This window comes from Corynebacterium sp. AOP12-C2-36 (genome assembly GCF_052379185.1).
GTDB lineage: Bacteria > Actinomycetota > Actinomycetes > Mycobacteriales > Mycobacteriaceae > Corynebacterium.
This window is the reverse complement of sequence record NZ_JBQSYJ010000001.1, coordinates 26,335-51,938: the sequence shown is the minus strand read 5'-3', so window position 1 is coordinate 51,938 and position 25,604 is coordinate 26,335. Positions and strand designations below refer to the sequence as shown.

Below are 25,604 nucleotides of genomic sequence, written 5' to 3'. Positions count from 1 at the left end.
CCGCGTCGAAGAGGTCAGGGCCCACGCCTGACTCCCCACACCGAAATAAGCCCAGGGGTGACGTGCGACATGGACAGCTTAGTACGTCTTTTGTCGCACGGCTCGGAAACCCCCGAGATCGTGGCCGGGGGCGCCATAAGCAGCCGTTGTGACAGGGCGCACCTCACCCTGCCATAATGTGTTGGTTCACCTATCTTTCTTGAGGAGACCCAACAATGGACTCGTTCGCTGAAACGATGCAGTCCCCGGGCGGGCTAACAGCCATAGGCCTGGGAATCATCATCGTCACCGTCGGCATCCTGCTCCGCGGCAGGAGCAACCCGACCGTCGTCATGACCCTCGTCCCGGTGCTCGGCGCCTTCGTCGCCGGCTACGGCATCAAGAGCATCGGAGACTTCTACGAGTCCGGGCTCGGATCCGTGATGAACGTCGTGGTGATGTTCATCTTCGCGATCATCTACTTCGGTATCCTCAGTGACACCGGACTGTTCACACCCCTGGTCAAGGGGCTGATCATCGCCACCCGAGGTAACGTCATCCTCGTCGCCCTGGGTACCGCCGCGATCGGCATGGTCGTCCACCTGGACGGTGCCGGCGCCACGACCTTCCTGATCACCATCCCGGCGCTGCTGCCGCTGTACAAGGCGCTGCACATGTCGCGTTACGTCCTGCTGGCCATCGTGGCCACCGCGGCGTCGGTGATGAACATGGTGCCCTGGGCCGGTCCGATCGGCCGTGCGTCCTCCGTGGTCAACCAGACCCCCGTTGAGCTGTGGCAGCACATCCTGCCGCTGCAGGGAATCGCCCTCGTCCTCGTCTTCGTGATCGCCGGCCTCCTCGGCCTCAAGGAGTCCCGCCGCATCGCCAAGCTGCGCAAGACCCCCGAGTTCGTCGGCACCGGCGACGTGGACGTCCAGACCCTCGCCGCGGACTTCGTGCAACGTGAGAAGGAGAAGCAGGAGGAGATCGGCGCGCAGATGCGCACCGGCCGCTGGGTCACCATCGTCAACATCGTCATGTCGCTGTGCATGCTGGCGCTGCTGACGTCCGGCTGGATCGAGCCGGGCCCCGTCTTCCTGGTCGGTACCGCGATCGCCCTGGTCGTGAATTTCCCGCTGTCCGGCGAGCAGGCCGAGACCCTGAAGCGTCACGCCCCGAACGCCCTGTCCATGGCCGGCGTCATCCTCGCCGCCGCGATGTTCCTCGGTGTGCTGAACGAGTCCGGCATGCTCGAGGAGATCGCGCTGAGCCTGCTGCACATCCTGCCCGACTCCGTCGGCGCGCAGCTGCACGTCATCGTCGGCCTGCTCGGTGTGCCCCTGGACCTGCTGACCTCGACCGACGCGTACTACTTCTCGGTGCTCCCGGTCGTGCAGGAGACGGTGGCGTCCTTCGGCGTCTCCGGCTCCGGCGCCGCGGCCGCCCTGATCATCGGCAACACCATCGGTACCTTCGTCAGCCCCTTCTCCCCCGCCCTGTGGCTGGCCATCGGCCTGTCCGGCGGCACGATCGGCAAGCACATCAAGCTGACCTTCCCGATCGCCTGGGGCTTCGGCATCATCATGGTGCTCATCGCCCTGGCGCTGGGCCTCACCGCCTAGACGGCGCTGCCAGCGCCCTGCCCGTCCTGCCCGTCCTTTCGGGGCAGGACGCACTCCTCGCCGCACCCGGAGTCGCACGCCTGCGCGCGCGGCGTCCTGGCGGGTGCGGCCAGGGCCTCGGTCTGCACGGTGACGTGACCGATCCCCCGGTCGGCGAACACTCTCCTCACGTCCTTCCGGACATCCTGCTCGTCACCGGTGGTGACCACGTGAACGGTCGCCATCGACGACTCGCCGTCCACCGACCAGATGTGGAGGTCGTGTGAGCCGTAGACCCCGTCCGTCGCACTGACGGCCTCCTGGACCTCGACCGGGTCCACCCCGGCGGGCACCTGCTCCATGAGCACGGTGCCCGCCTCCTTCATCAGCGACCACGCCCGCGGCAGGATCATCGCCGCGATGATCAGCGACGCGACCGCGTCGACCCAGTACCAGCCCGTCGCACCGATGACCAGGGCAGCGACGATCACGGCGACCGACCCCAGCAGGTCCACCAGGACGTGCAGGTAGGCGCCCTTCATGTTCAGCGACTCCCCTGCGCTGCGGCGCAGGATCACCGCCGAGACCACGTTGGCCAGCAGACCGACGACCGCCACGGTGAGCATCAGCCCGGTCTGGATCTCCGCGGGCCCCTCCCCCATCCGCCGGAACGCCGCCACGGCGATCCACACGCCGATCACGGCGACCGCACCGGCGTTGACCGCGGCGGCGAGCACCTCGGCACGACGGAAGCCGTAGGTCGAACGCGCGGTGGCCGGCTTCGACCCGACCATCATCGCGAAGGCCGCGACGACGAGGCCCCCGGCGTCCGACAGCATGTGTCCGGCGTCGGCGAGCAGCGCGAGCGAGCCGGACACCACCCCGCCGATGACCTGGGCGACGAAGATCGTCGAGGTCATCGCGATGACGATCCACAGTGCCCTGCCGCGGACCTGGGTATGTGAGTGATCATGGTCGTGATCGTGCGCCATGGCGAACCTCCATTTTCATTAACGGTAAGTGCTCACAGTAGAACGAGATTTGGCGCAGGTCAAGGGCGATCTTTGGGTAGCGTAATCATTATCATTAAGCGCTCCGCCGGCGCGGCGCGGCTGCGGATGCGGAATACCGCGGCGCCGCGTGCGGTTGGCCCTGAGGTAACACACCGTCGATCTGCAGCAAGGACCTGAAGACATATGAGCACAGTGGGATTCATCGGCGCGGGACTGATCGGGGCCACCGTCGCCCGGCTCTCCGTCCTGGCCGGTCATGACGTGGTCCTGAGCAATTCCCGGGACCCGAAGACCCTCCTCCCCCTCGCCGCCGCGCTGGGCCCCAAGGCCCGGGTGGACACCCCGGAGGGCGCGGCGACGGCCGGCGACATCGTCGTCGTCACCATCCCGCTCGGCGCGCTGACCGAGGTCCCGGTGGCGCCGCTGGCGGGCAAGACCGTGATCGACACGTCCAACTACTACTGGCAGCGTGACGGCCACATCGACGTGCTGGACGCCCGGGAGATCACCACCTCCCAGATCCTGCAGGACCACCTGCCGGACACCCACGTGGTCAAGGGCTTCAACAACATCAACTTCGCCCACCTCGGTGAGCTCGCCCGCCCGGCCGGCGACGCCGCCCGCACCTCCCTGGTGATCGCCGGTGACGACGACGCCGCCAAGCAGGACGTCGCGTCCTTCCTCGACTCCCTGGGGTACGGCACCCTCGACGCCGGTGTGCTGGCCGAGGGCTGGCGCTTCGACAACGGCGAGCCCGCCTACGGCAGGCCGTACATCTCGCCGGACGCCACACCGACCTCCATCTACGACATGGGGCCTGGTAAGGCCGCCTCCGACGAGGAGCTGCGCGAGGCGCTGACCGCCGCAGAGCGCTGACACAGACAGGCCCCACGGACCTTTTCTTCGGTCCGTGGGGCCTTCCCCGGTGTTGCGGTGACGCCTACGCGGTGGCGTCCAGCGGGTTCTTGACCCAGATCATGAGATCGCGCAGCTTGGTGCCGGTGGTCTCGATCGGGTGCTTGGCGTAGTCGGCACGCAGACCCTCGAGCTCCTTGTTGCCGCCCTCGACGTTGGCGATGAGGCGCTTGGTGAAGGTGCCGTCCTGGATGTCGGACAGGATGTCCTTCATGCGGTCCTTGGTGCCGGCGTCGATGACGCGCGGGCCGGAGAGGTAGCCGCCGAACTCAGCGGTGTCGGACACCGAGTAGTTCATGTTGGCGATGCCGCCCTCGAACATCAGGTCCACGATGAGCTTGAGCTCGTGCAGGCACTCGAAGTAGGCCATCTCCGGCTCGTAGCCGGCCTCGGTGAGGACCTCGAAACCGGTCTTGACCAGTTCCTCGGTGCCACCGCACAGCACGGCCTGCTCACCGAAGAGGTCGGTGACGGTCTCGGCCTCGAAGGTGGTCGGGATGACGCCGGCGCGCGCACCGCCGATGGCGGCGGCGTAGGACAGGGCCAGGTCGCGGCCCTCGCCCTTGGGGTCCTGCTCCACGGCGATCAGGCACGGCACACCCTTGCCGTCGACGAACTGGCGGCGCACCAGGTGGCCCGGGCCCTTGGGGGCGGCCATCGCGATGGTGAGGTTGTCGGCCGGCTTGATCAGCTCGAAGTGGATGTTCAGCCCGTGGCCGAAGAACACGGCGTTGCCGTCCTCCAGGTTCGGGGCGATGTCCTCGGTGTAGACCGTGGCCTGGGTGGTGTCGGGCACCAGGACCATGACCACGTCGGCCCAGGCGGCGGCCTCGGCGTTGGACAGGACCTTGAATCCCGCCTCCTCGGCCTTCGCGGCGGACTTGGAGCCCTCGCGCAGACCGATGACGACCTCGACGCCGGAGTCTCGCAGGTTCTGGGCGTGGGCGTGGCCCTGTGACCCGTAGCCGAGCACGGCAACCTTGCGGCCCTGGATGATCGACAGGTCGGCGTCGTCGTCGTAGAAAACGTCAATTGCCATGAGGTGAAGCCTTTCGTGGGAAAACGGGTGTGGATCGGTTCATCGAACCGGGAACTGCGTTCTGTGCCGCTATCGTACCAGCAAGGATTATCAGAGTGTGAGACTGGGTATCCCACCCCGTGAATGGCCACGGGGAGGGACTGAAGAGGCCGATCAGAGCTTGGCGGGGTACATCGCCTTCTGGCCGCGGCTCACCGCGGTCACGCTGGACTCGACCAGTTCACGGATGCCGAAGGGCTCCAGGACCTCCAGCATCGCCTTGAGTTTCGTGGGCGTGCCGGTGGCCTCGATGACCAGCGACTCGGGTCCGACGTCGACCACGTGGGCGCGGAAGAGCTTGGCGGACTCCACGACCTGCGTGCGGTTGGAGTTGTCGGCGGAGACCTTCACCAGCATCAGGCCGCGGCACACGATGGAGTCCGGCTCGTGCCGGCTGACCTTGATCACCGGGATCAGCTTGTTGAGCTGCTTGGTGATCTGCTCGATCACGTGGTCCTCGCCCTCGACCTGGATGGTGAACCGGTTGACCCCGGCCACCTCCGTCTGACCCGAGGCGATCGAGATGATGCTGAAGGCGCGGCGGGTGAACATGCCGGTGATACGCGACGCGATTCCGTCGACGTCCTCACACAGGACGCTCAGAGTGTGGACTTGAGACATTAGTTCTCCTCGCCTTCCTCGATGATCTTACGGATGTCGTCGGGTTCCTCCGCCGCGGACTGCTCCTGTTCGAACAGCGGACGCAGGTCGCGGACGTACTGGACCTCGTCGTTGGAGGCCCCGGCCGAGATCATGGGCCACACCTGGGCGTCCTCGCCGACGATGAAGTCGATGACCACGGGACGGTCGTTGATCTCCCGCGCCTTGGCGATCGTGGCGGCCACGCCCTCCGGTCCGTCCTTCTCGGTCACGCGGAAGGCCGCGCAGCCCATGGACTCGGCGAGTCCCACGAAGTCCGGGAGGTAGTTCTCGCCCGGCTTGAGGTTGGTGTGCGAGTAGTGGCCGTCGAAGAACAGGGTCTGCCACTGGCGGACCATGCCGAGGTTGCCGTTGTTGATCAGGGCGATCTTGACCGGCAGCCCCTCGACCGCACAGGTCACGAGCTCCTGGTTGGTCATCTGGAAGCAGCCGTCGCCGTCGACGGCCCAGACCTCGGTGTCCGGGGCGGCGGCCTTGGCGCCCATCGCTGCGGGCACGGCGTAGCCCATCGTGCCCAGCCCACCGGAGTTCAGCCAGGTGCGCGGCTTCTCGAAGCGCAGGAACTGCGCGGCCCACATCTGGTGCTGGCCGACGCCGGCGACGTAGACGGCGTCGGGGCCCGCGGCCTGGGTGAGCTCCTGCAGGACGAACTGCGGGGCGAGCTTGCCGTCGGCCGGCTCGTCGAATCCCGGGGGGAAGTCGGTCTTCAGACCGTCGAGGTAGGTCGTCCAGCGCGACGTGTCCTGGCGACCCTCACGGTCCTCCACCGCACGACGCAGCGCGAGGAGGACCTCACGGGCGTCGCCCACGATCGGCACGTTGACCTCGCGGATCTTGCCGATCTCCGCCGGGTCGATGTCGGCGTGGATGACCTTGGCGCCCGGGGCGAAGGAGTCCACGTCGCCGGTGACCCGGTCGTCGAAGCGCGCGCCCAGGGCGAGGATCAGGTCGGACTTCTGCAGCGCGGCGACGGCCGGCACGGTGCCGTGCATGCCCGGCATGCCGAGGAACTGCGGGTGGGACTCGGGGAACACACCCAGCGCCATCAGCGTGGTGGTCACCGGCAGTCCGGTGGACTCGGCGAAGGCGAGCAGCTCCTTGTGGGCGTTGGCCTTCAGGACGCCGCCGCCGGCGTAGATGACCGGGCGCTTGGCCTCGGCGATGAGGCGGGCCGCCTCGTCGATCTGGCGGGAGTGCGGGGTCGTGACCGGGTGGTAGCCGGGCAGCCGGTAGCTCGGCGGCCAGATGAAGTCGAGCTCGGCGTTCTGCACGTCCTTGGGGATGTCGACCAGCACCGCGCCCGGACGCCCGGTGACGGCTACGTGGAAGGCCTCGGCGATCGCCGCGGGGATGTCCTCGGGACGGGTGACCATGAAGCTGTGCTTGGTGATCGGCATCGTGATGCCGCGGATGTCGGCCTCCTGGAAGCCGTCGGTGCCCAGCAGGTGACTGCCGACCTGACCGGTGATCGCCACGATCGGCACGGAGTCCATGTTGGCGTCCGCCAGCGGGGTGACCAGGTTCGTCGCACCGGGACCGGAGGTGGCGATGCACACGCCGACCTCCCCGGAGACCTGGGCGTAGCCCGTGGCGGCGTGACCTGCGCCCTGCTCGTGGCGGACGAGGATGTGGTTGAGCTTCTCGGAACCGTAGAGAGCCTCGTAGAGCGGGAGCACCGCACCACCGGGGAGGCCGAAGACTACGTCAGTACCCAGTTCCTCGAGGGAGCGGACTACCGCCTGGGCACCGTTGATGCGCTCGGGCTTACGGCTGCGTCCTGAGGCAGCGACTGTCGCAGGACTGGGGTGTGGGCGTGAGGTGTCATTCACCGTCCGTGCACTCCTTTGGGTGGTCATGTGTTGTGGATGTCCGACGATCGAGGTCTCGAGGTGTGTGGTTTCCGCCGTAGAACCGACTGTGCCCCCGCTACCCGTGGTTCGGGGCGGGGGCGCCAGATTGTTCCGCGAAGTGACCGCAGGGGCTCTAGCGCCCGGCGGATACAAGAATCAGGAACGTCGTCATAACCCACGACCATAGCGGAGCACCACCCCCCGGTCAATGGATTTCAGGAAATTTTCCCACCCGCTGATACCCCCCGTCTCACTGCATGAACGCCCCGCGTCGGTCCCGGCGGAGACGCTGTTTCGCGTGTCGAATGATCCAGCGAATCCCCAGAAACACCGTCTATGGTGAGTCTCATGTTCGACGTCAAGTACCTCTTGTTCTCCCTCTGGGAATGGATCATTCAGCACGGGTTGCCGCTGTCGGCCCTGTTGATCGCGGCAATCCTGATTCCCCGGGTCGGCCGCCAGGTCGTCCGTGTCCTCACCGACCGTCTCGAGAGCGGCCAGGAGGAGACGAAGTCCAAGCTCGCCCTCGTCGGCGCCCTGGTGTACATGCTCGAGATCGTCGCCTACTTCGTCCTGGTGCTCCTCGCACTGACGAACCTCGGCGTACCGGCCATGGGCGCGGCCATCCCGGCGACCGTGGTCTCCGCCGCCATCGGTTTCGGCTCGCAGAACATCATCGGTGACTTCCTCACCGGCTTCTTCATCATCTCCGAGCGCCACTACGGTGTCGGCGACGTGGTGACCTTCGACGACACCTCCGGGCAGATCACCGGTACGGTCGTGAAGCTGACCCTGCGTTCCACGCAGATCCGCACCGTCGCCGGCGAGCTCGTCACCGTGCCGAACAGCAAGGCCAGCGTGACGATCAACTACTCGCAGCGCTGGTCGCGTGCCGTGGTGGACCTCGACATCCCGATGGTCGACGAGGAGTCCATGGCGGACCTGCTCACCAAGGTGGAGACCGCAGCGGCCAAGGCCGTGGAGTCCGCCGGGGTGGACGCGAGCATCCTCGGTGACATCGAGGTCCAGCCGGCCCGCAGCATCACCCCGCCCGCCGCCGCCGGCCAGCCCTGGTCGGTGGGCATGCGCGTGGGCGTGGACACCGGCCCCGCCGACCAGTGGTTGGTGGAGCGCGCGATCCGCGCGAACCTGGTCAACACGTTCTGGGACCGCTACCAGTCCCGAGGCGACGTGCTCGGCACGGCAGGGGCCGCGCAGGCCCCCTCCACCGACACCACCCAGACGCCGTCGAAAATCGCGGCGAAGGACACGTCCGAGGACGACACGTCCCGCGTCGTGGCGGCCGCGGCGTCCGGCCCCGACCACATGTCGTTGGACGACGGCGCCGACGGCGACGAGGGTGCAGACAACGCCGCCGCGGACGCCGACAAGGTCGAGGACGCGCAGGACGCCTCGGCTGAGCCGGACAGTGCGGCGCAGCCTGACCCGGACGACCCGGCGACCCAGGTGTTGCCCTCCCCCGCACCGGAGGAGGACCCCGACGCGAAGGACGGCAAGGCGGGGAAGGACGGTAAGGCCGGAGCAGAGGACGACAAGTCCGATCTCGCCGACCTGGTCGACGGCCCCTACGAGTCGAAGACGAAGAACCTGCTGAGCTTCGGCGGCCGGTTCCGTCCCTCGACCTCGGGCCTGTTCATCGCCCTGGTGATCGTGGCGATGCTCGCGCTGTTCTCCAGCAACCCGGACGACGGCAACCCCGGCATCCTGTCGCCGGACCGCTACCGCAACGCAGGTACCGAGGTGGAGTCCACCGAGACCAGCGTGTCGAGTACCCCGACCGAGACCGAGGAGAACACCGACAGCGAGCCCACCGAGGACACGCAGCCCACCGACACCGAGGAGTCCGACAACTCCGGTGAGGTCACCGACACCGAGGAGTCCGACGGGTCCGGCGACAGCTCGACCAACAGCGGCAACACCTCCGGCAACGGTAACTCGGGCAACTCCGGCAACTCGAACAACTCCGGTTCCGGTACGTCGGGCACCGACGGCACCGAGGGCACCGGCACCACGGACGGCACCAACGAGTCCGACGGTTCCACGCAGAACCAGGGTCAGAGCCAGAACCAGGGCACGACCCAGCAGGACGGCACCTCCGGCGACCAGACCACCACGCCCTGACGTCCCACCCCTGCACCACCGCACCACCACATCGCCCGGACCACATGGTCCGGGCGATGTGTGCGTGGGCCACCGGTGCTGATTAAATGGACAACCATGAGTTCCGTGGAGTCGCCCGCCCTGCCGTACCAGGTCCGCACGGATCAGGCCCACCTGATCGCCGGTTTCCTCATGGTGGCGATGTCGATCGTCGGTGTGGCCTATGCCCCGGGCGTGCTCTTCTGGCTCCCGCTCCTGCCCCTCCTGTTCATCGTGGGTGTGCTGCGCACCCGGACGGAGTTCACCGAGGGCGGCATCACCGCCCGTTACCTCCTTCGCCCCACAAAGTCATTGGCGTGGGACGACTTCGAGGCGTTACGATTCACCCGTGGAGGCAAGGCCCTTGCGGTGAGCAAGGACGAGACGACATTCCCGCTCCCGGGTGTGAGCTTCAATTCGCTGGTGACCCTGGCGGAAGTGACCGGGGGCAGGATCCCGGACCCGGTGACCCCGAGTCTCTCCGCGATCGACGAGAAGGTACGGGTCGTCGAACGCGACAGCGGTCTGGCCGTCCTCATGGACGAGGACGAGTACGGCGAGTACGAGGCCGCGCAGCGTGCCCGACGCATGGCGCGCGAGGAACTCGAACGCCGCCGCTCCGCTGCCGGCGACCAGGACGCCGGGCAGGACGGTAGACCGGACGCCGCGAGCTGACCGGACGCGCCGCGCGCCGCGGTGCGTCCGATAGCGTCCGACTGAGTACCGGGGCCGACAGCTGACTACTGTCCCCCGGCCCCGCCGGATCCCGCCGTCGCCGCCGTGGCTCCGCACCTATAAATCAACGCAAGAACCCCCACGCACGAACCCCACCGAAACAACTGCCCACGGGCCGGGCAGCCGCACGAGGCCCCACGAGAGGACGCTTTTCCCACCATGAACGAGATCTCCTACCGGTCATCAGTGACCACCCAGGGACGCAACGCCGCCGGCGCACGCTCCCTCTGGCGAGCCACGGGCATGAAGGACAGTGACTTCGACAAGCCGATCATCGCGATCGCGAACTCCTACACCCAGTTCGTCCCCGGGCACGTCCACCTGAAGAACGTCGGTGACATCGTCGCCGAGGCCGTCGCCGAGGCCGGCGGCGTGGCCCGCGAGTTCAATACCATCGCCGTGGACGACGGCATCGCCATGGGGCACTCCGGCATGCTGTACTCGCTGCCGAGCCGCGAGATCATCTCGGACTCCGTGGAGTACATGGTCAACGCCCACCAGGCCGACGCCATCGTGTGCATCTCCAACTGCGACAAGATCACCCCTGGCATGCTCAACGCCGCGATGCGCCTGAACATCCCGGTCGTCTTCGTCTCCGGCGGGCCGATGGAGGCCGGCAAGGCCGTGGTCGTCGACGGTGTGGCCCACGCGCCCACCGACCTGATCACCTCGATCTCGGCGTCCGCCAGCGAGCAGGTCTCCCGCCAGGGCCTGATGACCGTGGAGCAGGCCGCCTGCCCGACCTGCGGTTCCTGCTCCGGCATGTTCACCGCCAACTCGATGAACTGCCTCACCGAGGCTCTCGGCCTGTCCCTGCCCGGCAACGGCTCCACCCTGGCGACCCACTCCGCGCGCCGCGACCTGTTCAGCGAGGCCGGACGCACGATCGTGAACCTGTGCAAGCGCTACTACGGCGAGGGCGACACCTCCGTGCTGCCGCGCAACATCGCCACCAAGGAGGCCTTCCAGAACTCCATGGCCCTGGACATGGCCATGGGCGGGTCCACCAACACGGTGCTGCACATCCTCGCCGCCGCCCAGGAGGGTGGCATCGACTTCGACCTGCAGGACATCGACGACCTGTCGCGCAACGTCCCCTGCCTGTCGAAGGTCGCGCCGAACTCCGACTACCACATGGAGGACGTCCACCGCGCCGGCGGAATCCCCCGCATCCTCGGCGAGCTGTGGCGTGGCGGCAAGCTCAACGAGGGCGTGCACACCGTGCACTCCCCCAGCCTCGCCGAGTGGCTCGAGGACTGGGACGTCAGTGCGGCCTCGCCGCGCCAGGAGGCGATCGACCTCTACCACGCCGCCCCCGGCGGGGTGCGCACCACCGAGCCCTTCTCCACGGACAACGTGTGGGACGACCTCGACGTGGACGCCGAGAACGGTTGCATCCACGACGTGGAGCACGCCTTCACCGCCGACGGCGGGCTGGTCATCCTGCGCGGCAACCTCTCGCCCGACGGCGCGGTGATCAAGGCCGCCGGCATCGACGAGTCCCTGTGGCACTTCTCCGGACCGGCCCTGGTCGTGGAGTCGCAGGAGGAGGCCGTGGACGTGATCCTCAAGAAGAAGGTCACCGCCGGCGACGTGGTCGTCGTGCGCTACGAGGGCCCGTCCGGCGGACCGGGCATGCAGGAGATGCTGCACCCCACCGCCTTCCTCAAGGGCTCCGGACTGGGCAAGAAGTGCGCCCTGATCACCGACGGGCGTTTCTCCGGCGGATCCTCGGGTATCTCGGTCGGCCACATCTCCCCGGAGGCCGCCGACGGTGGACTGATCGGGCTCGTCGAGAACGGCGACACCGTGACCATCGACGTCCACAACCGTCAGCTCACCCTCGACGTGCCGGACGAGGAGATCGCGCGTCGCCGTGCTGCGATGGACGCCTCGCAGAAGCCGTGGTCCCCGGCGACCCGTCAGCGCAAGGTCACCAAGGCGCTGCGCGCCTACGCCAAGATGGCCACCAGCGCCGACAAGGGCGCGGTGCGCGAGGTCGACTAGACCCTGCCGCGGCCCTGCCGCAACGACAGCTCACAACGTGCCCGGGTACGCCCCGCCGTCGATGAGCATGTTCTGCCCGGTGATGTAGCCGGCCTGTGCCGAGCACAGGAAGGCGCAGGTCGCGCCGAACTCCGCCGGGTCGCCGAAGCGTCCTGCCGGGATGCCGTCGGTGGACGGCGACGAGCCGGTGCGCGCCAACCGCGCGGTCGCGAAGCGTCCCGGCAGCAGGTTGTTGACCGTCACGTTCGCCGCGGCCAACCGGGGTTGGCGTGCCACCCCGGCCACGAAGCCGGTCAGCCCGCCGCGCGCCCCGTTGGACAACCCCAGCGTGGCGATCGGGGCCTTCACCGCCACGGAGGTGATGTTCACCACCCGCCCGAATCCACGGGCGGCCATGTGGTCCACCGTGGCCTTGATCAACTCCACCGGGGTGAGCATGTTCTGCTTCAACGCGGCGAGCCAGGCGTCCTCGTCCCAGTCGCGGAAGTCGCCGGGCGGCGGCCCGCCGGCGTTGGTGACCAGGACGTCGACCTGTGGTGCGGCGTCCAGCAGGTTCTCCCGGACACCGGGATCGCTGATGTCCCCGGCGACCTCACGCACCTCCACCCCGTGGGTGCGAAGCTTTTCGGCGGCCTCGGCGAGCGGCCCGGTGCGTCGGGCGTTGACGACGAGGTTCACCCCCTCGGACGCCAACGCGTCGGCGCACCCGAGGCCGAGCCCCTGACTGGAGGCACCGACCACGGCCCATCTGCCTGCTATCCCGAAGTCCATTCCCCCACGCTACCGCGCCCGCACAACCGCCTAGAATGGGCGGCCATGGTCGACCCAAGTTCCACAGTCCGTGTCCACGACGCCCACCTGCGCAACCTGCGCCACGTCTCCGTGGAGTTCCCGCGGGGCAAGCTGGTGGCGGTTACCGGGGTGTCGGGGTCGGGGAAGTCGTCGTTGGCGTTCGGCACGGTGCACGGCGAGGCGCAGCGCCGCTACCTTGAGTCGGTCGCGCCCTTCGCCCGCCGGCTAATCGCCGGGGCGGTGGACCCGAAGGTCGGACGCATCGACGGGTTGCCGCCGACGGTGGCGCTAGAGCAGTCGCGTTCCGGCGGTGGGGCACGATCCACGGTGGGGACGTTCTCCACGGTGTCGAACTCGGTGCGTCTGCTGTTCTCCCGCTCGGGCACCTACCCGGAGGAGCTGCGGGAACGGGTGGGCCGGTTGGACTCGGACCGCTTCTCCCCCAACACCGCCTCGGGCATGTGCCCCACGTGCCAGGGCACCGGGACGGTCCATGCGCCGACGGAGGCGTCGATGGTGCCGGACGCCTCGGTGTCGATCGACGACGGTGCGATCGCGGCCTGGCCCGGCGCGTGGCTGGGCAAGAACTTCCACGACATCCTGGTCACCCTGGGCTACCGCACGGACGTGCCGTGGTCGCAGCTGTCGCGCGAGGACCGGGACTGGATCCTGTTCACCCCGGACAAGCCGGTGGTCACGGTGCACCCGGTGCGCGGCGCCCACCAGATCCAGCGCACCTACGACGGGACGTGGCGCTCGGTGGCGACCTACCTGCGCGAGACGTTGGCCTCGACGTCGTCGGACGCCACACGCCGTCGCGTCCTGTCCTTCATGGACCATTCGGTGTGTCCGGAGTGCGGTGGGCGCCGGCTCACCGCGGATGCGCTGTCGGTGACGTACTTGGGGCTGACCATCGACGAGTTGAACGCCGTGCCGTTGGAGGAGCTCGCCGGCCTCGTCGCCGGGGTCACATCCCCGTCGGAGGCCGAGCGTCTGCTGCTGGAGCAGGTGACCCCCACGGTGCGCGCGGCGGTGGAGCTGGGGCTGGGCCACCTGAGCCTGGACCGTGCCGCCTCGACGCTGTCGGCCGGGGAGCTGCAGCGCCTGCGCCTGGCCTCGCAGCTGCACTCGGGCCTGTTCGGCGTGGTGTACGTGCTGGACGAACCCTCCGCCGGACTGCACCCGACCGAGCGGGTGGCGGTGCGTGAGCTGATGACCCGCTTCCTGGAGGCGGGCAACAGTGTGGTGCTCGTGGAGCACGACATGTCCCTGGTCGCCGGGGCGGACTGGGTGGTGGACGTGGGCCCGGGCGCCGGGGAGAACGGCGGCGAGGTGTTGTGGTCCGGGCCGGTCGGTGGTGAGGACGGCGGTGAAGACGGTGGTCAGGACGGTCTGGCCGGGCAGGACACGCCCACCGGCCGCGCGCTCGCCGCCGCAGCCCCCACGCTCACCGGGGGACGCCACCCGGCGCGCGCAGCGTCCTCCCGTCTGCCGGTGCGCAGCACCGAGCGCACCCTGGACATCGACACGTCACTCGGGCTGGGCCAGTTCACCGCGGTGACCGGGGTGTCCGGCTCCGGAAAGTCGACGTTGCTGTCCAGTGTGCTGCCGCAGGTGCTCGACGACGCCGGAATCCGCACCGTGCACATCACCCAGCAGCCCATCGGCCGCACCACCCGCTCCTGCCTGGCGACCTACACCGGCCTGTTCGACCACGTGCGCAAACTCTTCGCCGGCACCGACGGGGCGCGCGAACGCGGGTGGACGGTCTCCCGGTTCTCCTACAACGTCACCCAGGGACGCTGCCCGACGTGCAACGGTGAGGGCGCGATCGAGGTGGAACTGGTGTTCCTGCCCGGCAGTTACACCACCTGCCCGGACTGCCACGGCGCCCGCTACAACGACGAGACGCTGCAGGTCACCTGGCACGGCTACACCGTCGCCGGGATCCTGGGCCTGACCGTGAAGGACGCCCTGGACGTCTTCACCGACGAGCCCGCGGTGCTCACCGCACTGCAGGCGTTGGACGCCGTGGGCCTGTCCTACCTGCGCCTGGGCCAGGGTGCCCCGGAGCTCTCCGGCGGGGAGGCCCAGCGCATCAAACTGGCCACCGAGCTGCAGCGCAGCCGCCGGGCACGCCGTGGCACCCCCACGGTGCACCTGCTGGACGAGCCGACCACCGGCCTGCACCCGGCGGACGTGGACCTGCTGGTCACCGAGCTCAACCGGCTGGTCGACGCCGGTGACACCGTGGTCGTGGTGGAACACGACCTGCGTGTGGTCGCCCAGGCCGATCGGGTGGTGGACCTGGGGCCCGGTGCCGGAGTGGAGGGCGGACGCATCGTCGCCGACGGCACCCCGGCCGAGGTCGCCGACTCCGGCACCGCCACCGGCCGGGTCCTGCGCGCGGTGGCGGGTGCGGACGGGTAGCTCGCACCTCCCCTTCCTATAACCCCACTCAGTTGTTGGTCTCCGGGATCCCCACCAACATCTGCGTGGGGTTTCAGGAGCCAGCATCGGTAGGCGTCAGTCTGCGATGGTCAGCGTGCCAGCTGGTGGATCACGCCGTCCAGGATGACCTCGAGTCCGTACCTGTAGACCGCCGTCGGGTCGGTGACCGCCTGGTACTTCTCGCCCACCGCGGTGCCGACGCGTCCGGACACCGGGAAGTCCGCGTCCCTCATGACCTGCGACAGTACCGGCTCGTTGACCCGCCACCAGTCCGCGTCACTGACCCCGGTGTCCCGGGCGAGGTCCCGGGCGTTCACGCTCGCCGCCGCGCTGGCCACGGCATGGGACTCGATCAGTGAGATGGTGTGGTCCATGGCCACGTCGTCCAGTCCGCACCCGTCCACGGCGGTGAGCTGCCATTCGTAGCGACGCGATACGTTCGGGCCGAGCAGGGGCCGGTGCCGCTGGGCGTTGAGCAGCCAGGGGTGCTCGTGGACCTCCTCCCAGGCGACGGCCGACACCATGCGGAGTCTCTCGGCCACGCTCTGCGGATCCGTGGCCGCACCGTCGAACGACGGGAGGTCGACGCGTCCCATGACCTGGTCGACCATCAGCCCGAGAAGTTCGTCGCGGCCGGGGATGTAGGTGTACAGCGTGGCGGCGGAGGTGTCGAGCTTCTCCGCGATCCGGCGCATGGAGAGTCCCTCAACACCGGCGACACCGGCGGCGTCCGCCTCGGCGATGGCGGTGTCCACGACCTGGTCGACCGACCATTTCTTCCGCGGGCCGCGCGCGCCGGACTCCTCGCCGATCTCGTGGCGCCACACCAGTCGCAGCATGCGGTCCGGTTCAGCGGCAGTGTCGTTGTGGCTCTCGGAATCCATGTTGACAGCTTACTCCGAACGGCGTACGTTAAAACACCCTCGCAACTTCGTACACTGTTTGGAGTTTATTGTGCCCTCGGCCTCCCCGCCCGCCATCCACGCTGAATCACTGGTCAAGACCTACGGCGACCACCGCGCGCTCGACAACTTCACCCTCACCGTTCCCACCGGCACCATCCACGGACTGCTCGGCCCCAACGGCGCCGGCAAGACGACCGCCGTCGGCGTCCTCACCACACTGACCACCCTCGACAGCGGGACCGCCCGGATCGCCGGCACCGACGTCCGTGACGGAAACGCCCTGCGCTCACGCATCGGCCTGGTCGGCCAGTACGCCGCCCTCGACGAGGTCATCGGAGGTCGTGAGAACCTCGTCATGTTCGCCCGATTGCTCGGACTACGTCGCCGCGACGCCCGGCGCCGCGCCGACGAGCTCCTGGAGCAGTTCTCCCTGACCGACGCCGCCGACCAGGCGGTGTCCGGCTACTCCGGCGGCATGCGCCGACGCCTCGACATCGCGGTCTCACTCATCCGCGAGCCGGACGTCCTCTTCCTCGACGAACCCACCACCGGACTCGACCCCCGCGGACGCGTCGACGTGTGGGACGCCGTCCTGCAGACAGCCCGCGCCGGCACCACCGTGCTGCTGACAACCCAGTACCTCGAGGAGGCTGACCAGCTCGCCGACCGCATCTCGATCATGAAGGACGGACGGGTGATCGCCAAGGGAACACCGGACGAACTCAAACGCAGCCGCGGCGGCGACCGCGTCGACGTCACCTTCCCCTCCACCACCACCCGGGCCGAGGTCGAGGCCGCCGTGCCCGCCGGATGGCAGTCGCTGACCGAGACCACGGACGGGATCCACGCCAGCGTGCCCGCACCACGCGGCACCGCCGACATGGTCGATCTCGTCCGACGACTCGACGAGGCGAACCTGTCGCCCACCGACGTCGCACTGCGCCGCCCGACCCTCGACGAGGTCTTCCTCTCCGTCACCGAGACCCCGTCCGACCCGACCGTCCCGAACCCCGAGGAGAACCGATGAACAGCATCACCAGCGGCATGATCCTCACCACGAGGGAACTGCAGCACTGGCGCCGCCAACCCCTGACCCCGGTGTTCAGCATCCTGTTCACCGTGATGCTCCTGCTGATGTTCGCCCTGCTCTTCGGCGGGTCGATCGAACTGCCCGGCGGCGGGGACTACATCGACTACCTGCTGCCCGGCATGATGGCCCTGTCCATGATGTTCGGTGTCGAGGCGACCACCACCGCCATGGCCAACGACGCGAAGAAGGGCATCACCGACCGCTTCCGCTCACTGCCGATCGGGGACGCCTCCGTCGCGCTCGGTCGCGCCGGCGCGGACATGATCACCTCGGCGGTGGAACTCGTCGTCCTGGTCGTCGGCGGACTCCTGCTGGGGTGGCGGATCACCGGCAGCCTCCCCGAGGCGATACTGGCGATCGCGCTGCTGCTGTGGTTCCGCTTCGCCGTGCTGTGGATCGGCATCTTCCTCGGCCTGACCCTGGGCAGGAACGAGGGAGCTGCCATGGCGGTGCAGGTCCTGGTCTGGCCGATCGGGTTCCTGTCCACCGCCTTCGTGTCCCCGGAGTTCATGCCGTCCTGGCTGGAACCCCTGGCCACCTGGAACCCGGTGTCCGCCACGGCCACCGCCGCCCGCGAGCTCTTCGGCAACCCCACCGGCCTCACCGGCGGGGCTCTGGCCGACCATGCCGTGCTGGCGGCGTTGTTGTGGCCCTTGGTACTCGTGGCGGTGTTCCTCCCCCTGTCGGCCCGCGCGTACCGTCGGCTGAGGCGCTGATCCTGAAACCCCGCGATCTTGTCGGTCTTCGGGATCCGGACCACCATCTGCGTGGGGTTTCAGGAAGGCATGGCCCCAGCCCCACTACCCCAGGCCCACTACCCCAGCACCGCTACCTCAGCCCCGCAGCCGCGGCGGCGTGCACGGCGTCGGTGAGCACGCCGAGGGTGTCGGACTCCAGGCGCCAGTGCTGCCAGTACAGGGGCACCTCGATGACGTCCTCGGTGAGCCGGGCCATGGTGCCGGCCGACACATAGGGCCGCGCGGCGGACACCGGTACGAGCGTCCACCCGAGCCCGGCGACGACGGCGTCGTTGAGCCCTTCGAAGCTGGGGATCCGGGAGACCCGACGGTCGGCACGCGGGGTGACCTCGCGGGGCACGAGAACACCGTCGGTCATCCGGTCGTGCGGTCCGATGACCAGCAGCGGGAGGCCCGCCCAGGCGGAGTCTCCCTGCTCTGCCAGGCCGCGGTGCAGGGTCTCGGCGAGCCCCGGGGAGCCCACCGGCCAGTAGTGCAGCACCCCGAGCTCCTCGACCACGCACCCGGCGACGGGTTCCGCCTCGGCGGTGACCACGCCCATGCAGTCTCCGCGGCGCAGCATCGCCAGGGAGCGTTGCTCGTCTTCCACGGTGAGTTCCAGAGAGATCCCACCAGACGCCGCGACGTGCCCGAGCACGGGCCGGAACCACGTCCCCAGCGAGTCGGCGTTGACGCCCACGCTCACGGGACGTTCACTGATCTGCCCGCGCAGACGGTCGTCGGTCTCGAGCTCGAGCAGCCGCATCTGCCGCGCGCTCTGCACCAGCACCTCCCCGGCGTCGGTCACCCCGACCGGCGACGTCCGGCGCACCACCACGCGTCCCACGTCCGATTCCAGTGCCTTGATGCGCTGACTCACCGCCGACGGACTCACCCCCAGACGCGATGCGGCGGCCTCGAAGCTCCCCTCGTCGACGACGAGCAGCAGTGTATCCAGGTGACGTGGGATCATGAAGCACATCTTAACTGTGCCCAGTTCTGCTTGCTTGTCTTCACTCGCCCCGGTTCCTAGGCTCTGGCGGGTGACCTACGATTCCCTCCTCCCCGCACTCAGGATCGCCCTCGCCGGCATGGTCTTCCAGCTCTCCGTGATCGCCGCCGTCGGCCCGCAGAACATCGTGCTGCTCAAACAGGGTGTGAAACGCTGGGGCGTGGGCCTGGTGATCAGCGTGTTCATCGTGGGCGACCTCATTCTGCTGCCTGCGGGCACCGCCGGCGTCGCCGTGGTGACCGACAGGCTTCCGGTGCTCATCGAGATCCTGCGCTGGGGCGGCGTCGCCTACCTGCTCTGGTTCGCCTCGACGTACCTGCGCGACGTGCGTCACCCCACCGCCATCGAGGGCGTCGAGCCGCCGTCCGGCAGCATGCAGGACGAAGCGCAGGACGCCGGGAGCGCGCTGCCCGGCGACGTCCTGCCCACCGGCGGCGGGCAGGTGGCCACCAAGACGCGTCCCGTCCCCACCCGGCAGGACGCCCCGCGGCGGTTGCTGCGGCTGCACCGTCCGCGCGCGGTCTCCGCCCTGCCCACCGCCCTGGCGGTGACGTTCCTCAACCCGGCGGCCTACGTCGACGGCATCGTGGTGTTCGGCACGATGGCCAACCAGTACGACCCCGGCAAGTGGGTCTTCACTGCCGGGGCCTTGGTCGGGTCCGTCCTGTTCTTCGTGGTGGTGGGCTACGGGGCCCGCCTGCTCAGCCGCCCGTTGTCCAGCCCCGGGGTGTGGCGCTGGATCAACCTGGGCATCGGACTGCTGATGATCGGCATGGCCGCCCGGCTCGCGCTGGGCTGAGCCAGTGTGGCCGGTGCAGCCGGGACCGTCAGAACGGGTTGCCGCCCGAGACCGCCAGCCACAGACCGGCGACGCCGGCCAGGCCGATGATCGCGAACAGCCACGACGACGCCAACGGCCTCGTCGCCCACCCGCGCGAGATGTCCGCGGAGTAACGGCCCGGGCCGGTGAACGTGAGCACCAGGCCGACGAGCGACACCATGCCCCAGAACTGCACGTGCGGGCTCAACGTGTACGGCCAGTACCCGGAGTCCCACAGGGAGAAGTTGTGCAGGGTGAGGAAACCGGCGACCACCAGCGCCAGAGCGCTGCCCACCGGGGTGAGCAGGCCGAAGACCAGCAGACCACCGGCGACGATCTCCGCGACCGGCAGGGCGACGGCCAGGATGTCGGCGAAGTTGTAGGCCGACAGGGTCTGCTCGAAGGCGCTGATTCCCGGGTCCCCGCCGAAGGCGAAGAGGGTCTGCAGACCGCGCACGATCAGCAGCGCACCGACGACGACGCGCAGGATGAACAGTCCGAGGTCCAGCGTGCCTCGCTTGGCCTCGACCTCACCCGGCACGGCCGCAGCCTCCTCGCCGTTCTCGTCGACGGCCACGGCCGCGTCGTCCTCACCGGACGCCGCGACGCCGGCGGTACCGGCTGCGCCTGCCGCGCCTGCAGCACCCGGTGCGAAGACGGAGGTCTCGCCCTCCGTGCCGGCGCCCGGGTATTCGCCGGAGTACTGCGCCTGGGTCTCGGTCGACTCCGGGACCGCTGAGCGACGCGGGGTCGCCGCGGCGCCGGCTGCACCCGCTGCACCCGCTGCACCGATTCCGCCACCGAAGGCCAGGGTCTCGTGGCCGTTCTCCCCGGAGTCGGCGGCCTCCTCCCCCGTCTTCGTCCCGTAGGCCGGGTCGGCGGCAGCGGCGGTGAAGACCTCGGTCCGCGAGTCGTCGCCCCGCGGCTCGATCTTCTGCGGCCGCGCGCGACCGGACACCGCGTAGATGTCACGCTTCGGACGCGGCGTCTCGTCAGCCGTCTCGTCAGCGCCGTCGATTGCTTCGGTCGCCTCGGGGGCCTCGGGGGCCTCGTCAGCGTTGTCCGACTCGGCGGCCGGGGCGGACGACTCGCCCTGTGCCTCGGTGTGCTCGGTCGGCCTCGTCGGCTCAGTCGGCTCGGCCTGCTCGGCCTGCTCGGCCGGCGCCGTGTTCACCGACAGCGGACGCGTCGCGTCCGGCACGTCGATGGCGTCCACCGAGTCGATCGCCTCGAAGAGGTCGTCGTCGTTCGTGGTGTCGTTCGCGGCATCGTTGACGTCGCTGCCACCCGTCTTACCCGTGTCACCGGTGCCGTCCGGTTTCGCCGGATTCCGGTCAAACAATCCCATGGTCTCCCACCTTCTGCGCCGCCGGCGTGGTGACCTCTGGCGCGGCGATCTCGTGCTGGTCTCGTGCTGGTCCGTGTGCTCGTCTCCGCATGGATACGTGCGTCAAGCCTAGGCTAGAACCCACGCGTCACAGCGGAGGACGACACGGTATGTCGCACCACCGCACCCACGAACACACAAAATGGAGGACACCATGGGATACGTCGCCAGCGGGGCCGAGGGCTTCGACCGGGACATGAGCTACATCGACGACCGCGTCGTCGCCGACACCGACGGGTTCGACGCGGCGAGCACCGCGTCCGGCAAGGGCGTCGCCTGGCCCGTGACGGCAGGACGCTACCGCCTCGTTGCGGCGCGCGCGTGCCCGTGGGCGCACCGCGCGGTGATCGTCCGGCGCCTGCTCGGCCTCGACGGGGCCGACACCCCCGAGTCGCCCGCCCCACTGAGCCTGGGGCTGACCGGCCCCACCCACGACTGGAAATCGTGGACCTTCGACCTCGACCCGAACTCCGTGGACCCGGTGCTCGGCGTCGGACGCCTGCGCGACTGCTACCTGCACCGCTACGCCGACTACCCCAAGGGCATCACCGTCCCGGCGCTGGTGGACGTCGACTCGAAGGCCGTGGTCACCAACGACTTCCGCACCATGGTGCGTGACTTCGTCACCGAGTGGACCCCGCTGCACCGCGACGGTGCCCCGGACCTCTACCCCACCGAGCTCCGCGAGGAGATCGACGAGATCGCCGACCGGGTGTTCCGCACCGTCAACAACGGCGTCTACAAGTGCGGCTTCGCCGGGTCACAGGACGCCTACGAGAAGGCCTTCGGCGAACTCTTCGACACCCTCGACGTGCTCGAGGAGCGCCTGGCGACCCGCCGCTACCTCGTCGGCGAGCACATCACCCTGGCGGATATCTACCTCTACGTCACCCTGGTCAGGTTCGACATGGTCTACCACGGGCACTTCAAGTGCAACCGCTACACGATCTCCAGCAGGCCGAACCTGTGGGGCTACCTGCGTGACCTGTTCCAGACCCCCGGCTTCGGCGACACCACCAACTTCGGGCAGATCAAGGACCACTACTACATCGTCCACACAGACGTGAACCCCACCGGGGTCGTGGCCGTGGGGCCGGACCCGGTGGGGTTCACCACCGCCCACGACAGGGGGCGGCTGGGCGGATCACCGTTCGGTGACGGTACGGCACCGGCGGCACCGCGTCCGGAGGACGTCCGGGACGGTGACGGTGCCTGACGGTGCCTGACAGTGCGTGATCGGGCGTCCTCCTAGAGGGCGGAGGTGATCGCCTCGACGGACTGCTTGGCGTCGCCGAGCAGCATGTCGGTGTTGTCGTTGAAGAACAGCGGGTTCTGCACGCCGGCGTAGCCGGAGCCCATGGACCGCTTGAACACGATGACCTTGTCGGCCTCCCACACCTTGAGCACCGGCATGCCGGCGATCGGGGAACCCGGCTCCTCGGCGATGGGGTTGACCGTGTCGTTGGCACCGATGACCAGCACCACGTCCACGTCGCCGAAGTCGTCGTTGACCTCGTCGAGCTCCAGGACGATGTCGTAGGGTACCTTGGCCTCGGCCAGCAGCACGTTCATGTGGCCGGGCAGACGGCCCGCAACCGGGTGGATGCCGAAGGTCACGTCGATGCCCTGGTCGCGCAGCTTGGCGACCAGCGAGGCGACCGGGTACTGCGCCTGGGCGACGGCCATGCCGTAGCCCGGGGTGATCATGACCGACTTCGCACCCTTGAGCAGCTCGGCGGTGTCCTCGGCGGAGACCTCGGTGTGCTCGCCGTAGTCGCGGTCGTCGCCACCGGAGGAGTCGGCGCCGAAGCCACCGAGGATCACCGAGATGAACGACCGGTTCATCGCCTTGCACATCACGTAGGACAGGTACGCACCGGAGGAACCCACCAGCGAACCGGTGATGATCAGCAGCGGGTTGGCCAGCATGAAGCCGGCGGCCGCGGCGGCCCAGCCCGAGTAGGAGTTCAGCATCGAGACCACGACGGGCATGTCGCCACCGCCGATGGCGGCGACCAGGTGCACGCCGAGGGCCAGGGCCAGCACGAGCATCACGCCCAGGACGGTCCAGGACAGTGCCGGGTTGTCGGTGCCGGCGGCGATGAACACGCCCATGCCGACCAGCGACACCAGGATCACGCCGATGTTGAGCAGGTTGCGGCCGGGCAGCATCAGCGGCGAACCGCTGATCTTCCCCGACAGCTTCAGGTAGGCCACGATCGAGCCGGTGAGCGTCACCGCACCGATGAAGATGCCCAGGTAGATCTCGCCCAGGTTGAAGCCGGCGACGTGCTCGTCGGACTCCGAACGCTGGATGAAGGAGTTGACGCCGATGAGCACGGCGGCCAGACCCACGAAGCTGTGCAGCATCGCGATGAGCTCGGGCATGCCGGTCATCTCGACCTTGCGGGCACGCGGGATGCCGATAGCCGCACCGATGATCATCGCGATGGCGATGAGGATCAGGGTGACGAACGGGCTGTTGTAGTTCTCGGAGTCGTCGGCGGAGGCCACGACGGCCTTGACGATGGTGGCGATCAGGGCGATCGCCATGCCCGCCATGCCGAAGCGGTTGCCGCGGGAGGCGGACTGCTGCTTGGCCAGGCCCGCGAGAGCCAGGATGAACAGCAGGGCGGCGATGATATAGGCCAGGTTGGTGACCTTGTCCGTCCACTCCAGGACGGACTCACTCGGACCGTTGGCGAGAATGAGCTGGTTGGTCAGGGTCATGTCAGTTGCCTCCCTCGAACATGGTGAGCATGCGCCTGGTGACGAAGAAGCCACCGAAGATGTTGATCGAGGCGACGACGATGGCGATGAATGCCAGGACTGCCACGGCGACGTTCGACGATCCGACCTGGAGGATCGCTCCGACCAGGATGATGCCCGAGATCGCGTTCGTCTCGCTCATCAGCGGGGTGTGCAGCTTGTGGGTCACCGCGGTGATCACGTAGAAACCGACCACGACGGCCAGCAGGAGCACCATGTACTCGTCGGCGACCTCCAGGGGGCTGACCAGCACCAGGGCGATGCCGAGGATCCCGGCGAGGATCTTCCACGGCAGGGTGGACTTCGCCGGCGCCTCCTCCTCGGCGGCCGGGGCCGCCTCAGCCTTCGGCGCGGGCGCCGGGGCGGCGGAGACCTTCACCGGTGGCGGTGGCCACAGGATCTCGGCCTGGGCGTCCTGCGCGGCGTGCGCACCGTCCTGAGCCTTGGTCACGGTGATGCCGCGGACGATCTCGTCGTCGAGGTCCAGGACGGTCTGGCCGTCCTTGCCCGGGGTGACCAACTTGAACAGGTTCACCACGTTCTGGCCGTAGAGCTGCGAGGACTGCGCCGGCAGGCGTCCGGCGAGATCGGTGTAGCCGATGATCTTCACACCGTTGTCGGTGGTCGTGACCTCGCCGGCGACGGTGAGCTCGCAGTTGCCGCCGTTGGCGGCAGCCATGTCCACGATGACCGAACCCGGCTTCATCTTCGCCACGTCCGCCGCGGTCAGCAGCACCGGGGAGGTACGTCCCGGGATGTTGGCCGTCGTGATGACGATGTCGGACGCCGCGGACTGCTCTGCGTAGAGCTTCGCCGCCGCGGCGGCCTGGTCCTGGGTCATCTCCTTGGCGTAGCCGTCGTCGGACTTCTCCGAGGCGGTGGGGATGGCCACGAACTCCGCACCCATCGACTCCACCTGCTCGGCGGTCTCCGGACGCAGGTCGGTGGCCTTGACCACCGCGCCCATCGAGTTGGCCGTGCCGATCGCCGCCAGCCCGGCGACGCCGGTGCCGATGACGTACACGGTGGCCGGGGGAACCTTGCCCGCCGCGGTCACCTGACCGGTGAACAGCCGGCCGAAGGTGTTGGCGGCCTCGATGACCGCACGGTAGCCGGCGATGTTCGCCTGGGAGCTGAGCACGTCCATGGACTGTGCGCGGCTGATACGCGGGACGGTGTCCATGGCGATGGCGGTCACGTTCTTCTCCGCCAGCTCCCGGACGAGCTCGTCGTTGCGTCCCGGTGCGAGCCGGGAGATCAGGGTGGCACCGGACTTCAGGGCTCCACGCTGGTCGGCGGTCGGGGTGTCGAGGGTGGTGACGATGTCGGAGGACCAGACGTCCTCGCCGACGATCGTGGCACCGACGGCCTCGAACTGGCTGTCGGGGAAGTTCGCCTTGTCACCTGCGCCGGACTGAACGGCTACGTCGTAGCCGAGCTTGATCAGCTTGCCGACGGTGTCAGGTGTCGCAGAGACCAAGGTTTGCGGTTCCCGGGGGATACCTATGAGCAACGGAGGGCTCCTCTGGTGCGTGGTCGAGCTTTCCGGGGCCGCGGCATGCCCACCATAGGTGTGGGTGGAGGTCGCGAGCGCGCCCGGACGTCGACCCAGTCATTGGGTACACGTATGTTAACGTCCGGTT

At 68.6% G+C, this 25,604-nt stretch carries 20 protein-coding genes; 10 read left to right on the top strand and 10 right to left on the bottom strand.

What is annotated here, in order from left to right:
* The first annotated feature begins 236 nt into the window (after positions 1–236).
* The gene (locus ACT3UN_RS00225; protein WP_444655844.1) at positions 237–1,601 is read left to right on the top strand and encodes a CitMHS family transporter; all 1,365 of its coding nucleotides are present in this window, start codon (positions 237–239) and stop codon (positions 1,599–1,601) included.
* Here the strand turns inward: ACT3UN_RS00225 and ACT3UN_RS00220 are convergent.
* A complete protein-coding gene (locus ACT3UN_RS00220; protein WP_301444034.1) occupies positions 1,598–2,572 on the bottom strand; it encodes a cation diffusion facilitator family transporter in 975 nt (324 codons plus the stop codon). The genes ACT3UN_RS00225 and ACT3UN_RS00220 overlap by 4 nt on opposite strands.
* Before the next feature lie 204 nt (positions 2,573–2,776).
* Between ACT3UN_RS00220 and ACT3UN_RS00215 the strand changes: the two genes are divergently transcribed.
* Positions 2,777–3,469, top strand: coding sequence for an NADPH-dependent F420 reductase (locus ACT3UN_RS00215; protein ID WP_444626411.1), 693 nt, complete (start codon positions 2,777–2,779; stop codon positions 3,467–3,469).
* A gap of 64 nt (positions 3,470–3,533) precedes the next feature.
* Here the strand turns inward: ACT3UN_RS00215 and ilvC are convergent, their stop codons facing one another.
* The 3 genes from ilvC to ACT3UN_RS00200 all read right to left on the bottom strand — a co-directional run bounded on the left by ilvC (position 3,534) and on the right by ACT3UN_RS00200 (position 7,075).
* The gene (gene ilvC, locus ACT3UN_RS00210) at positions 3,534–4,547 is read right to left on the bottom strand and encodes a ketol-acid reductoisomerase (RefSeq protein ID WP_444655706.1); all 1,014 of its coding nucleotides are present in this window, start codon (positions 4,545–4,547) and stop codon (positions 3,534–3,536) included.
* A gap of 153 nt (positions 4,548–4,700) precedes the next feature.
* On the bottom strand, positions 4,701–5,207 hold the full coding sequence (gene ilvN / locus ACT3UN_RS00205) for an acetolactate synthase small subunit (protein WP_301443547.1): 507 nt from the start codon (positions 5,205–5,207) through the stop codon (positions 4,701–4,703).
* The gene (locus tag ACT3UN_RS00200; RefSeq protein WP_301443546.1) at positions 5,207–7,075 is read right to left on the bottom strand and encodes an acetolactate synthase large subunit; all 1,869 of its coding nucleotides are present in this window, start codon (positions 7,073–7,075) and stop codon (positions 5,207–5,209) included. The genes ilvN and ACT3UN_RS00200 overlap by 1 nt, the downstream gene beginning before the upstream one ends.
* Before the next feature lie 369 nt (positions 7,076–7,444).
* Between ACT3UN_RS00200 and ACT3UN_RS00195 the strand changes: the two genes are divergently transcribed.
* From ACT3UN_RS00195 to ilvD, 3 genes are all read left to right on the top strand, one after another.
* The gene (locus tag ACT3UN_RS00195; protein ID WP_444655704.1) at positions 7,445–9,238 is read left to right on the top strand and encodes a mechanosensitive ion channel domain-containing protein; all 1,794 of its coding nucleotides are present in this window, start codon (positions 7,445–7,447) and stop codon (positions 9,236–9,238) included.
* Between the two features lie 96 nt (positions 9,239–9,334).
* Positions 9,335–9,931 carry a PH domain-containing protein gene (locus ACT3UN_RS00190; RefSeq protein ID WP_441578898.1) on the top strand — a complete coding sequence of 199 codons (597 nt, stop codon included), beginning with the start codon at positions 9,335–9,337 and terminating at the stop codon, positions 9,929–9,931.
* A gap of 219 nt (positions 9,932–10,150) precedes the next feature.
* Positions 10,151–11,998 (top strand): dihydroxy-acid dehydratase, encoded by a 1,848-nt coding sequence (ilvD, locus tag ACT3UN_RS00185; protein WP_441582063.1) that lies wholly within the window; start codon positions 10,151–10,153, stop codon positions 11,996–11,998.
* A gap of 30 nt (positions 11,999–12,028) precedes the next feature.
* Here the strand turns inward: ilvD and ACT3UN_RS00180 are convergent, their stop codons facing one another.
* Positions 12,029–12,769: an SDR family oxidoreductase gene (locus ACT3UN_RS00180; protein ID WP_301443824.1), complete on the bottom strand. Its 741-nt coding sequence runs from the start codon at positions 12,767–12,769 to the stop codon at positions 12,029–12,031.
* A gap of 45 nt (positions 12,770–12,814) precedes the next feature.
* Between ACT3UN_RS00180 and ACT3UN_RS00175 the strand changes: the two genes are divergently transcribed.
* On the top strand, positions 12,815–15,220 hold the full coding sequence (locus ACT3UN_RS00175) for an ATP-binding cassette domain-containing protein (protein WP_444655702.1): 2,406 nt from the start codon (positions 12,815–12,817) through the stop codon (positions 15,218–15,220).
* 110 nt (positions 15,221–15,330) lie between these two features.
* Here ACT3UN_RS00175 and ACT3UN_RS00170 read toward each other — a convergent pair whose 3' ends face one another.
* Positions 15,331–16,125, bottom strand: coding sequence for a TetR/AcrR family transcriptional regulator (locus ACT3UN_RS00170; RefSeq protein WP_301444111.1), 795 nt, complete (start codon positions 16,123–16,125; stop codon positions 15,331–15,333).
* Between the two features lie 70 nt (positions 16,126–16,195).
* Here ACT3UN_RS00170 and ACT3UN_RS00165 point away from each other — a divergent pair, with 70 nt between their 5' ends.
* Positions 16,196–17,173 carry an ATP-binding cassette domain-containing protein gene (locus ACT3UN_RS00165; protein WP_444655700.1) on the top strand — a complete coding sequence of 326 codons (978 nt, stop codon included), beginning with the start codon at positions 16,196–16,198 and terminating at the stop codon, positions 17,171–17,173.
* A complete protein-coding gene (locus tag ACT3UN_RS00160; RefSeq protein ID WP_301444113.1) occupies positions 17,170–17,952 on the top strand; it encodes an ABC transporter permease in 783 nt (260 codons plus the stop codon). Before ACT3UN_RS00165 ends, ACT3UN_RS00160 begins: the two co-directional genes overlap by 4 nt.
* Before the next feature lie 112 nt (positions 17,953–18,064).
* On the opposite strand, the gene ACT3UN_RS00155 is transcribed toward ACT3UN_RS00160, so the two are convergent.
* The gene (locus tag ACT3UN_RS00155; RefSeq protein WP_444626402.1) at positions 18,065–18,946 is read right to left on the bottom strand and encodes an ArgP/LysG family DNA-binding transcriptional regulator; all 882 of its coding nucleotides are present in this window, start codon (positions 18,944–18,946) and stop codon (positions 18,065–18,067) included.
* 70 nt (positions 18,947–19,016) lie between these two features.
* Between ACT3UN_RS00155 and ACT3UN_RS00150 the strand changes: the two genes are divergently transcribed.
* Positions 19,017–19,784: a LysE/ArgO family amino acid transporter gene (locus ACT3UN_RS00150; protein WP_444655698.1), complete on the top strand. Its 768-nt coding sequence runs from the start codon at positions 19,017–19,019 to the stop codon at positions 19,782–19,784.
* Between the two features lie 28 nt (positions 19,785–19,812).
* Here the strand turns inward: ACT3UN_RS00150 and ACT3UN_RS00145 are convergent, their stop codons facing one another.
* Positions 19,813–21,153 carry a DoxX family membrane protein gene (locus ACT3UN_RS00145; protein WP_441588159.1) on the bottom strand — a complete coding sequence of 447 codons (1,341 nt, stop codon included), beginning with the start codon at positions 21,151–21,153 and terminating at the stop codon, positions 19,813–19,815.
* A gap of 193 nt (positions 21,154–21,346) precedes the next feature.
* Between ACT3UN_RS00145 and ACT3UN_RS00140 the strand changes: the two genes are divergently transcribed.
* Positions 21,347–22,408, top strand: a complete 1,062-nt coding sequence (locus ACT3UN_RS00140; protein WP_441582061.1) for a glutathione S-transferase family protein — start codon at positions 21,347–21,349, stop codon at positions 22,406–22,408.
* Positions 22,409–22,440: 32 nt separating this feature from the next.
* Here ACT3UN_RS00140 and pntB read toward each other — a convergent pair whose 3' ends face one another.
* Positions 22,441–23,922, bottom strand: a complete 1,482-nt coding sequence (pntB, locus tag ACT3UN_RS00135; RefSeq protein WP_301443941.1) for a Re/Si-specific NAD(P)(+) transhydrogenase subunit beta — start codon at positions 23,920–23,922, stop codon at positions 22,441–22,443.
* Position 23,923: 1 nt separating this feature from the next.
* A complete protein-coding gene (locus tag ACT3UN_RS00130; RefSeq protein WP_444655696.1) occupies positions 23,924–25,474 on the bottom strand; it encodes a Re/Si-specific NAD(P)(+) transhydrogenase subunit alpha in 1,551 nt (516 codons plus the stop codon).
* Positions 25,475–25,604 lie beyond the last annotated feature (130 nt).

Excerpts from the sequence above, each read along its gene's own strand:
- ACT3UN_RS00145 (WP_441588159.1), bottom strand. The coding sequence starts at position 21,153 with ATGGGATTGTTTGACCGGAATCCGGCGAAACCGGACGGCACCGGTGAC.
- ACT3UN_RS00190 (WP_441578898.1), top strand. The coding sequence starts at position 9,335 with ATGAGTTCCGTGGAGTCGCCCGCCCTGCCGTACCAGGTCCGCACGGAT.
- ACT3UN_RS00220 (WP_301444034.1), bottom strand. The coding sequence starts at position 2,572 with ATGGCGCACGATCACGACCATGATCACTCACATACCCAGGTCCGCGGC.
- ilvD (WP_441582063.1), top strand. The coding sequence starts at position 10,151 with ATGAACGAGATCTCCTACCGGTCATCAGTGACCACCCAGGGACGCAAC.
- pntB (WP_301443941.1), bottom strand. The coding sequence starts at position 23,922 with ATGACCCTGACCAACCAGCTCATTCTCGCCAACGGTCCGAGTGAGTCC.
- ACT3UN_RS00180 (WP_301443824.1), bottom strand. The coding sequence starts at position 12,769 with ATGGACTTCGGGATAGCAGGCAGATGGGCCGTGGTCGGTGCCTCCAGT.
- ACT3UN_RS00195 (WP_444655704.1), top strand. The coding sequence starts at position 7,445 with ATGTTCGACGTCAAGTACCTCTTGTTCTCCCTCTGGGAATGGATCATT.
- ACT3UN_RS00140 (WP_441582061.1), top strand. The coding sequence starts at position 21,347 with ATGGGATACGTCGCCAGCGGGGCCGAGGGCTTCGACCGGGACATGAGC.
- ACT3UN_RS00170 (WP_301444111.1), bottom strand. The coding sequence starts at position 16,125 with ATGGATTCCGAGAGCCACAACGACACTGCCGCTGAACCGGACCGCATG.
- ilvN (WP_301443547.1), bottom strand. The coding sequence starts at position 5,207 with ATGTCTCAAGTCCACACTCTGAGCGTCCTGTGTGAGGACGTCGACGGA.
- ACT3UN_RS00175 (WP_444655702.1), top strand. The coding sequence starts at position 12,815 with ATGGTCGACCCAAGTTCCACAGTCCGTGTCCACGACGCCCACCTGCGC.
- ACT3UN_RS00155 (WP_444626402.1), bottom strand. The coding sequence starts at position 18,946 with ATGATCCCACGTCACCTGGATACACTGCTGCTCGTCGTCGACGAGGGG.
- ACT3UN_RS00160 (WP_301444113.1), top strand. The coding sequence starts at position 17,170 with ATGAACAGCATCACCAGCGGCATGATCCTCACCACGAGGGAACTGCAG.
- ACT3UN_RS00225 (WP_444655844.1), top strand. The coding sequence starts at position 237 with ATGCAGTCCCCGGGCGGGCTAACAGCCATAGGCCTGGGAATCATCATC.
- ilvC (WP_444655706.1), bottom strand. The coding sequence starts at position 4,547 with ATGGCAATTGACGTTTTCTACGACGACGACGCCGACCTGTCGATCATC.
- ACT3UN_RS00215 (WP_444626411.1), top strand. The coding sequence starts at position 2,777 with ATGAGCACAGTGGGATTCATCGGCGCGGGACTGATCGGGGCCACCGTC.